General features: G+C 36.6%; 8 protein-coding genes. 4 read left to right on the top strand and 4 right to left on the bottom strand.

Annotation, left to right across the window (positions count from 1 at the left end; translation table 11 throughout):
• Positions 1-329: 329 nt before the first annotated feature.
• Positions 330-767: a DUF4339 domain-containing protein gene (locus tag EPA86_RS13230; protein WP_140604381.1), complete on the top strand. Its 438-nt coding sequence runs from the start codon at positions 330-332 to the stop codon at positions 765-767.
• 65 nt (positions 768-832) lie between these two features.
• On the top strand, positions 833-1,750 hold the full coding sequence (locus tag EPA86_RS13225; RefSeq protein ID WP_140604379.1) for a GYF domain-containing protein: 918 nt from the start codon (positions 833-835) through the stop codon (positions 1,748-1,750).
• A 77-nt stretch (positions 1,751-1,827) separates the two neighbouring features.
• Here the strand turns inward: EPA86_RS13225 and EPA86_RS13220 are convergent, their stop codons facing one another.
• From EPA86_RS13220 to zwf, 4 genes are all read right to left on the bottom strand, one after another.
• Positions 1,828-2,475, bottom strand: a complete 648-nt coding sequence (locus EPA86_RS13220; RefSeq protein ID WP_140604377.1) for a bifunctional 4-hydroxy-2-oxoglutarate aldolase/2-dehydro-3-deoxy-phosphogluconate aldolase — start codon at positions 2,473-2,475, stop codon at positions 1,828-1,830.
• A gap of 72 nt (positions 2,476-2,547) precedes the next feature.
• Positions 2,548-4,362: a phosphogluconate dehydratase gene (gene edd, locus EPA86_RS13215; protein ID WP_140604375.1), complete on the bottom strand. Its 1,815-nt coding sequence runs from the start codon at positions 4,360-4,362 to the stop codon at positions 2,548-2,550.
• Between the two features lie 60 nt (positions 4,363-4,422).
• Positions 4,423-5,118, bottom strand: coding sequence for a 6-phosphogluconolactonase (gene pgl / locus EPA86_RS13210; RefSeq protein ID WP_140604372.1), 696 nt, complete (start codon positions 5,116-5,118; stop codon positions 4,423-4,425).
• Positions 5,118-6,587, bottom strand: coding sequence for a glucose-6-phosphate dehydrogenase (gene zwf, locus EPA86_RS13205; RefSeq protein WP_140604370.1), 1,470 nt, complete (start codon positions 6,585-6,587; stop codon positions 5,118-5,120). The genes pgl and zwf overlap by 1 nt, the downstream gene beginning before the upstream one ends.
• A gap of 404 nt (positions 6,588-6,991) precedes the next feature.
• On the opposite strand from zwf, the gene EPA86_RS13200 reads away from it, so the two are divergent.
• On the top strand, positions 6,992-7,840 hold the full coding sequence (locus tag EPA86_RS13200; RefSeq protein ID WP_140604367.1) for a MurR/RpiR family transcriptional regulator: 849 nt from the start codon (positions 6,992-6,994) through the stop codon (positions 7,838-7,840).
• Between the two features lie 91 nt (positions 7,841-7,931).
• Entirely contained in the window at positions 7,932-9,380 is a 1,449-nt protein-coding gene (gene pyk / locus EPA86_RS13195) for a pyruvate kinase (RefSeq protein ID WP_140604366.1), read from the top strand.
• The last annotated feature ends 155 nt before the right edge of the window (positions 9,381-9,535 follow it).

Raw genomic sequence — 9,535 nt, 5'->3', positions numbered from 1 at the left:
AATCTCTTTGAGTTCGTTTAGTGATTGATTTCATAACACTCTCCAATTTAATCGTGGAAAAGTGTCAACCTTATTTAGGACGGGTCAAAGCCACTAATTAAAGCAATTAGTGGCTTTTTTTTGAACTATACTTTAATGGTTAAGTCTAAACTTTGAGGTTAATTATTTTTCTAAAGAGTTATTGAAATCAATAAACTTCTTGACGAATATCAACCCGTCACGTTACATTTAATATTAAGGTAAAGGATATGCGATAATTCTCCCATTTATGATATGTTTAACACATATAAATAGGAGTGCGTATAAAATCAAAAAGAGTAGTTAAAATTATGAAGAAATGGTTTTTTTCTGACAATGGTAAAGTAAGCGGCCCTTTAGGATTAAAAGAGTCAAATGAATTAATAGCAAAAAATCCTGATTTATATGCTTGGCACCCTTCTTATACCCACTGGGTTCCTGTGAGCTGTATCAATGAATTTGATTTAAATATCAAACCACCAGCTCCACCAGTAGATATTCCTAAAGATCTTATTGAAGGATTGATCGACGAAGAGAAAGATTTAATATCTACCCTTGATAGAATTGATAAAACTATCTCAACTACGTCAGATTCATTATATGAAATAGATGCAGAAATTGATAATTATAGCCAGATTACACACAACTTGACTGAAGAAGTTAAAGTTGTAGTACAAACAATCGAAGCACAATATGCATCATTACAAAAGAATTTAGCTAATGTGATCAAGACTGATTACGATGTATAAAGAAGCACTATAAGCTATAATAATAATAACAAAGTCAATTGGCGATTAAATAAAGAGTATAAGTTATGGAAAAGTGGTTTTTTTCAGACAATGGTAAAGTGAGTGGCCCTTTAACACTAGAAGAGGCACGTGAAGAGCTCGCGAAAAATCCAAATGTTTACGGTTGGAACCCGTCTTTAAATCAGTGGAAGCCAGTTAGTTGTATTGGCGAATTTGCTGACATTGTTCCTCCATCAGAACAAGCTTTGCTTGTACCTAAAGAATTAACTGATAAATTTTTAGCTAAGAAAAAAAGGCTACAAGGTAAGTTAACGTCAATTGAAGACAGTATCAAACATACTGAGTCTACGTTTAATAACTTTGAGAAACAAATTGAAAATTACAAGAAACTTACTGCGAATTTAAATGATGACGTTAAATCAGCTATAGGTAATATTGAGAAAAAACATTCAAGTTTAACCAAAAAGTTATCTCAAGTTAAAAATGCTGTAGATATTGCTGAAGATGAAATTGATGATGCTATTAAAAACTTTGATCAGCGTGTTAATTCAAATGATGTATACATGCCTACTTTTACTGGTACCCCTCCTCCTCCACGCCAAGTTGATGAGAATGCGAAAGTAAGTAACATTGATAAAAATGCTCCAAGTAAAGCTCAAATTGCTGAATCTAAATTGGCTAAACCACACAAACGTGTCGAATTAAAAGAAGTTGAAGCTCCAGTTGAGAAACCAGAGTCAAAAGCAAAGCCAGCAGAAGAGCAGCAATTACCACCTGATGTGCAGCTAGCCAACAAAATGGCAAGTGAAAGCTTTGAGGGTATGAAGAACATGATGAAATCAGTGTTCAAGGGTGATAAAAAGGTTAAAGCAGACTCAAAAGCAGTTGCTCCTGAATCAAGTAAGAAGCCAGCACCTGCAAAAGATAATGATAAACCGTTATCAATGGCTGAACGATTAAAGCTTGCACAAAATAATCAATAAATACCGCTGATAGCTAAAAACATAAAAACCACCTTACAGGTGGTTTTTTTTGTTAAGTTTTAATGAAGAGTAAATATTTACTTAATATAATCTATCGCTTCATTTGCTAACTTAGTAATCTCATGCCAGTTTTTATTCTGTACCGCTTCGTTTGTAACTAACCATGAGCCACCACAGCACTTCACATTTGAAAGCGCTAAATAATCTCTAACATTATTTAAATTAATTCCGCCTGTGGGACAAAATTTAATATCAGGAAAAGGCCCACCGATTGATTTAATTGCTTTTACACCACCAGAAGCCTCCGCGGGGAAAAATTTGAGGTGATCATAGCCATAATCTGCACCATCCATTAGCTCTGAGATGGAAGATATACCTGGAATCAAAGCAATTTCACCTTCGTTTCCTGCTTGTAATAAGTCTTTTGTCAAGCCTGGACTAATAGCAAACTTTGCCCCTGCATCATACGATTGTTGTAACTGAGCTCTATTTGTTACGGTACCTGAGCCAATTATTGCTTCTGGTAACTCTTTTGCAATAGCACTAATCACATCAAGCGCAGCAGGAGTACGTAAAGTAACCTCTAGCACATTAATATTCGCTTTAAGTAATGCTTCAGCAATAGGTAATGCATCTTCTACTTTCTCAATGACCAAAACGGGTACAATTGGCCCCATTGCAAAAAGATCCTTTGGCATAATCTGCCAATTTTTTGATACTGTCATAAATCCTCTATATTTGACGATTTTACGTCTAAATCTTTATTCAACTTTTAACTTTTACTAGGTAATCCATCTTTATTCATCAAACAATGAACAAGCTCCAGTTTCGGCAGAACTTAAGTTACGGCGCATAAAACCAAATAACTCTCTACCCATCCCCTCATGGTGTCCATTTACATTAAATACAGAGGCAACGCGTGAATTTAGCTCTTGCTCTTCAACTTGTAATGTCAATTCACCTGTTTCGCCATCTAGCATTATCATATCGCCCTCTTTGACCTTGCTAATTAATCCACCGTCAACTGCTTCTGGACATAAGTGAATCGCTGCAGGAACTTTACCAGAAGCACCAGACATTCTACCGTCGGTAACTAATGCAACCTTAAAGCCTTTATCTTGAAGTACTCCGAGTAATGGGGTTAATTTGTGTAATTCAGGCATGCCTCTAGCTTTTGGACCTTGAAACCTCACAACAGCAACAAAGTCTTTCTCTAACTCACCCGCATCAAATGCCGTTTGAAGTTCATTTTGATCTTCAAATACAACCGCAGGTGCATTTATCACAAAACTCCCATCTCGCAGTGAGGATGTTTTAAGAACAGATACGCCTAAATTTCCTTTTAGAACTCTCAAGCCACCATCTTCTTTAAAAGGCTTATCAATGGTAGTAATTACTTCTGGGTCACCTGATTTATCAACACCATCAACCCAAACAAGTTGACCATTTTCTAACACTGGTTGCTGGGTATAGCGTGTTAAACCGCGACCACAAATAGTTTCTACATCTTCATGTAATAAGCCATTGTTCAGTAACTCTTTAAACAGCAAAGCCATACCACCTGCTTGTTGGAAATGGTTGATATCTGCATGCCCATTTGGATAAATTCGTGTTAACAACGGAACTTGTTTAGAAAGATCATTAAAATCTTGGAAGTCAATAATAATACCGGCGGCTTTAGCGAAAGCGATAATATGCATTGTTAAATTAGTGGAGCCACCTGTTGCTAGTAAAGCAACAATAGCGTTAACGATAGAGCGCTCATCTATCATTTTGCCAACTGGCATATAATTACCTGATTGTTGTGTTAATCGGGTGACTTGCTTTGAAGCTGCTTTGGTCAGTGCTTCACGAAGTGGAGTATTAGGTGCGACAAATGAAGCACCAGGTAAATGTAAGCCCATAACTTCGACTACGAGCTGGTTTGAGTTAGCTGTACCGAAGAAAGTACATGTTCCCGGTGCATGATATGAAGCAGATTCTGCATCAAGCAACGCAGCTTCATCAACCTCACCTTTTGCAAACTGCTGTCTAACTCTCGCCTTTTCTTTATTAGGTATACCTGAAGGCATTGGGCCTGCAGGAATAAATACTGTTGGTAAATGGCCAAATGTCATACTTGCAATAAGTAATCCTGGAACTATTTTGTCACAAATACCAAGCATTACTGCGCCATCGAACATATTATGTGATAGCCCTACCGCAGTAGACATAGCAATAACATCTCGGCTCATTAAACTAAGATCCATGCCTGGTTGCCCTTGTGTAACACCGTCACACATAGCAGGAACGCCACCAGCAAACTGTGCTATTCCACCTGTATCTTTTATCGCTTCTTTAATAACTTGAGGATATGTTTGATAAGGTTGATGCGCACTTAACATATCGTTGTAAGCAGAAATAATAGCAATATCTGAATGGTTTAAGCCTTTAATTGCTTGTTTTTCTTCTTTACCACAGGCGGCAAATCCGTGAGCTAAGTTACCGCATGATAAGCTAGCACGATGAACGGTATTTGACTTAGCAGAATCTATTTTCTTTAAGTATACTGCGCGCGTCTTCTCACTGCGTTTAATGATTCGTTGAGTTATTTCTACTATTTGCTTTTTCATTGCTATTCTCAATTGCTTTGACTAACTGTTCAAAATATTTGTCACATTTTGTCTATAAATTTAAGGCGCCCAGTATATTTGGGTATTCAGGCTTGGATGATGCAGAAACGCCCTTATTGGCATTTCAAAACTATCCTTACCGTTAATCGCCTTATTAACTACTTGTTGTTTAGACTCTCCGCATAAGTGCAAAATGACATTTTTGCTTAAAGCAAGGCTGGCAAAAGTAAAGCTAATGCGTTGATGTGGTGCTGTTGTTGGTTCAACGCTCAATAGTGCACTTTCGTTTTCTGGGTCTAAACCATCTTTAATTTGCTCACTACAAGGGAATAGTGAAGCCGTATGTCCATCTTCTCCCATGCCGAGGATCAATATATCTAACGGTAAAATGGTATTCTTGGCAGCTAAATTTAAATCAGCTAGTGTTTCAGCCGTAAGCTGGTCTCCCTGTTTCAAATGGAAGAATTTTGCTGCTGCGGCTTTATCTTGTAATAAATTTTCATGGACTAAACGAGTATTACTTGCATCACTATCTAGGTTTACCCAACGCTCATCAGCTAATGTGATAGTAACTTTGTTCCAGGCTAAATCCATAGAGGATAACTGCTTAAAGAGGCCTTTTGGTGTAGAGCCACCAGACACTGCTATACTAGCGCTTCCTTTATCTTTAATCGCTTGCTCTAATAAAGCAACAATCTCAATTGCAAGCCTATTATCTAATTCATTTCGAGAGCTATGTTCTTTAAATTGGTACATTATTCTACCCACTGGCGATCATCACGCGCGATTAATGAAATTGATGAAACTGGTCCCCAAGAACCTGCCGCATAAGGTTTAGGCTCTTCATTTGTACCTTGCCATGCATCAATAATACTGTCAGCCCATAACCAAGCTGCTTCAACTTCATCCCTGCTGACAAATAACGATTGATTACCGTTAAGTACTTCAAGCATTAATCGCTCATATGCATCTACGACTCTTTCATTGTTATAAGTTTCAGAAAAACTTAAATCGAGTTTGTTTTCTTGAATATTCATTTGTGAAGCGATGCCTGGTATTTTGTTCATCATTTGTAATTCAACACCTTCATCTGGCTGAAGGCGAATAGTCAGTTTGTTCGCAGGTAATTCGCTATAACTTTCTTTAAAAATGTTATGTGGTTGTTGCTTAAAGTGAACTACAATTTCACTGTGTTTTATCGGCATACGTTTTCCGGTACGCAGGTAAAAAGGCACGTCCTTCCAGCGCCAATTATCTATTTCAGCTTTTATGGCAACAAATGTTTCTGTTTTGCTTGCTTGATTGGCGCCTTCTTCATTTAGATACCCTGGTACAGCTACACCATTAAGAAAACCATCTGCATATTGACCTCGTACAGTTTTTTCTTTTATGTTGTCTCGATTTATTGGCCTAAGAGCTTTTACAACTTTCAACTTTTCATCTCGTACACTCATTGCACTTAAATCTGCTGGAGGCTCCATCGCTAGAAGGGATAAAATTTGTAATAAATGGTTTTGTACCATATCTCGCATTTGGCCAGCTTCATCATAAAAACCCCAACGCCCTTCTATTCCAACACTTTCAGCTACAGTTATTTGTACATGATCAATACTGTTTCTATCCCAATTATTGGTAAATAGTGAATTTGCAAAGCGCAAAACCATAAGGTTTAGTACTGTCTCTTTACCTAAGTAATGATCTATGCGGTAAGTTTGTTCTTCTTTAAAGAACTCTGCCACTTGATCATTTATCACTTTTGAAGACTCTAAAGAATGCCCAATAGGTTTTTCCATAACAACGCGATCAGCATCAGTAATTAAGCTTGCGTCATTCAAACCATGACATATATCACCATATATTGCAGGAGGAGTAGAAAAATAATAAACGCGTGTTTTATTACCATTGACTAAAGCTTGGTATAAATTACCGAATGATACTTTATTCTTAAAGTCTAATTGCTGATACACTAAACGTTGAATTAATCTATCAACAGCTTCTTGATTTAATTCCTCTTTAACAAAGCTTTGCAAGCTCTCTAAAACAATCTCCTTAAACTCATCAAGTGAATGCTCTTGTCTTGCTGCGCCAACTATTCTGCTATCTTTGTGAATTAAATTACATACTTCTAATTGATATAGAGCAGGTAACAATTTTCGACGAGATAAGTCACCTAAGGCACCAAAAATCACTATTTCACTTGCTGTTTGATAATCTGTTGTTTTCATAAAATTCTCTATAAACACATTATTGATGTGGCTCGATATTCCATATTATAGTTTCAAGCCAACTTAATTTGTAAATAAACTACATATATCTCTAATTTAGCGCTTGTTTGCTCATCAGTAAAGAACTTTTTGTAATTTTACTACATTGGTTTGGGTTTTATTAATACTTCTTTGAATATGCGCTATATAGATGAGGATTGGCCGGTGTTATGTAAGTTTAAAATTAAAGATTTGCAAACTTCATGGTGTTTGCATTATATTATGGCTAATTATGAAATAAAATTTCATTTTTTCTGTTGCAAAAATAGAAAATTAATTACAATAAGAAAAAGTCAGCACGGTAAATAATTAACTTTTGCTGATAAACACACTAAAAATGAGAATAGATCTAGGATCATAACGTAATGAATATATTAGAAAAGATTGCAAACGAACTAGACATGTTAAGTAAGTCAGAAAGAAAAGTTGCTGAAGTTATCCTTGCTTCACCTAGTACCGTTATTCATTCAAGTATCGCCGCACTAGCAAAACAAGCAAATATAAGCGAACCAACAGTTAATCGTTTTTGCAGAAGGTTAGATACGAAAGGTTACCCTGATTTTAAACTACATCTAGCTCAAAGTTTAGCTAACGGCACCCCCTACGTTAACCGTCATGTTGATGAGAATGACAGTGCAGAAGAGTATACAGCTAAGATATTTGAATCAACTATGGCAAGTCTTGAGTTAGCACGTAAAAGCTTAGACGCTAATGTCATAAACCGTTCTGTTGACCTTTTAACTCAAGCAAACAAAATTTCTTTCTTTGGACTTGGCGCTTCAGCCATTGTTGCACATGATGCTCAAAACAAATTCTTTCGCTTTAATGTACCTGTTGTTTATTTTGATGACATATTAATGCAAAGAATGAGTGCTATAAACAGTCAGCAAGGTGATGTTGTTATCGTTATTTCACATACTGGCAGAACAAAATCTTTGGTAGAAGTTGCCAGTTTAGCTAAAGAGAATGATGCAACGGTAATTGGTATAACTACTGAAGGAACACCATTAGCAAAAGAATGTAATATCGTGCTTTCAGTTGATGTATCAGAAGATACGGATTTATACATGCCCATGTCTTCAAGAATCGCTCAATTAACTTTAATTGATGTCTTGGCTACAGGATTTACTTTAAGACGCGGTAGCAAATTTAGAGATAACCTTAAAAAAGTAAAAGATAGTCTAAGAAGCTCTCGATTCGATAGAAAAGAGTAACTTTTTACAAACTACACATAAAGCAACAAGTTATATAACACAGACTTTAACACTGAAACTTATTCAAAATTTTAAACTTATAAGGATTAAAATGCCTAGAAGAACCAAGATAGTTGCGACTTTAGGTCCAGCGACAGACGAAAGAGCTATGCTGAAAAAAGTATTGGCTGCTGGTGTAAATGTAGTGCGATTAAACTTTTCTCATGGTGTTCCACAAGACCATATTGATCGTGCAAACAATGTTCGTGAAGTAGCGAAAGAATTAGGTATATATGTTGGCATACTGGGTGATTTACAAGGCCCTAAAATTCGTATATCAACATTTAAAAATGGCCCTATTAAACTTGCAATCGGTGATAAATTCGAACTTGATGCCACCCTTGAAAAAGGTGAAGGCTGTCAAGAAAAAGTAGGTATTGATTATAAGAAACTTGTTCAAGATGTTTCTACTGGTGATATTTTATTACTTGATGATGGCCGAGTACAATTAAGGGTTTTATCAACATCTGAAACATCAGTATTTACTGAAGTTACCGTTGGTGGGCCTTTATCAAACAACAAAGGTATCAATCGACAAGGTGGAGGTTTAACAGCCCCTGCTCTCACTTCAAAAGATAAACAAGATATTAAACTAGCCGCTGAAATTAATGTTGATTTCTTAGCTGTTTCTTTTCCACGTGATGCAGATGATATGCGTGAAGCAAGACTACTTGCTCAGGAAGCTGGGTGTGATGCCCGTTTAGTATCGAAAATTGAGCGAGCAGAAGCAGTAAACGACGACAAGATACTTGATGATATTATACTTGCCTCAGATGTTGTTATGGTCGCTCGTGGCGATTTAGGGGTAGAAATAGGTGATGCTGAATTAGTTGGTAAGCAAAAGCATATAATTGCGCGTTCTCGACAGTTAAATCGCGTTGTGATCACCGCTACACAAATGATGGAAACCATGATTGAACAACCTATGCCAACACGTGCAGAGGTTATGGATGTTTCAAATGCTGTATTAGATGGCACTGATGCTGTGATGCTTTCAGCAGAAACTGCTGCTGGTAAATACCCGGTAGAAACAGTTACCGCAATGGCAAACGTTTGTCGTGGTGCTGAAAAGCATCGCTTAGTGAATATCTCTAACCATAGATTAGAGTTAACCTTCAAAGAAGTTTCTGAAACGATTGCTCTTTCAGCAATGTATGCGGCTAACCACTTAGAAGGTGTTAAAGCTATTGTCGCCTTAACTGAATCTGGGCAATCAAGTAAGTTAATGTCTCGTATTACTTCCGGCTTACCAATATTTTCTCTGTCTAGACATGCTAAAACGCTGAACAAAACAGCGATATACCGTGGTGTTTACCCTGTTGCTTTTGATTCAACCCACTCTACTAATGACACTTTATCAGATGAAATATTGCAAGTGTTAAGTGAAAATACTGAATTATCTGTAGGCGATAAAGTTATACTAACTCATGGTGATATGATGGAAACTGTTGGTGCTAGTAATACAGTTAAAGTATTAACCATAGCCAAAAAACACCTGTAAAAATACCTTTGGTCATTAGATGACAAAACACTCAAAAAAAGAGCTACATAATGTAGCTCTTTTTATTTTCTTTGACCCGTCCTAAATAAGGTTGACACTTTTCCACGATTAAATTGGAGAGTGTTATGAAATCAATCACTAAACGAACTCAAAGA

It is taken from the genome of Litorilituus lipolyticus, from assembly GCF_006439335.1.
Classification (GTDB): Bacteria; Pseudomonadota; Gammaproteobacteria; order Enterobacterales; family Alteromonadaceae; genus Colwellia; species Colwellia lipolytica.
This window is presented reverse-complemented; position numbering and strand designations above follow the sequence as displayed.

What these genes read in the sequence shown, in the direction of transcription:
- pyk (WP_140604366.1), top strand. Translation starts at nt 7,932, where the DNA reads ATGCCTAGAAGAACCAAGATAGTTGCGACTTTAGGTCCAGCGACAGAC.
- zwf (WP_140604370.1), bottom strand. Translation starts at nt 6,587, where the DNA reads ATGAAAACAACAGATTATCAAACAGCAAGTGAAATAGTGATTTTTGGT.
- EPA86_RS13230 (WP_140604381.1), top strand. Translation starts at nt 330, where the DNA reads ATGAAGAAATGGTTTTTTTCTGACAATGGTAAAGTAAGCGGCCCTTTA.
- edd (WP_140604375.1), bottom strand. Translation starts at nt 4,362, where the DNA reads ATGAAAAAGCAAATAGTAGAAATAACTCAACGAATCATTAAACGCAGT.
- EPA86_RS13225 (WP_140604379.1), top strand. Translation starts at nt 833, where the DNA reads ATGGAAAAGTGGTTTTTTTCAGACAATGGTAAAGTGAGTGGCCCTTTA.
- EPA86_RS13220 (WP_140604377.1), bottom strand. Translation starts at nt 2,475, where the DNA reads ATGACAGTATCAAAAAATTGGCAGATTATGCCAAAGGATCTTTTTGCA.
- EPA86_RS13200 (WP_140604367.1), top strand. Translation starts at nt 6,992, where the DNA reads ATGAATATATTAGAAAAGATTGCAAACGAACTAGACATGTTAAGTAAG.
- pgl (WP_140604372.1), bottom strand. Translation starts at nt 5,118, where the DNA reads ATGTACCAATTTAAAGAACATAGCTCTCGAAATGAATTAGATAATAGG.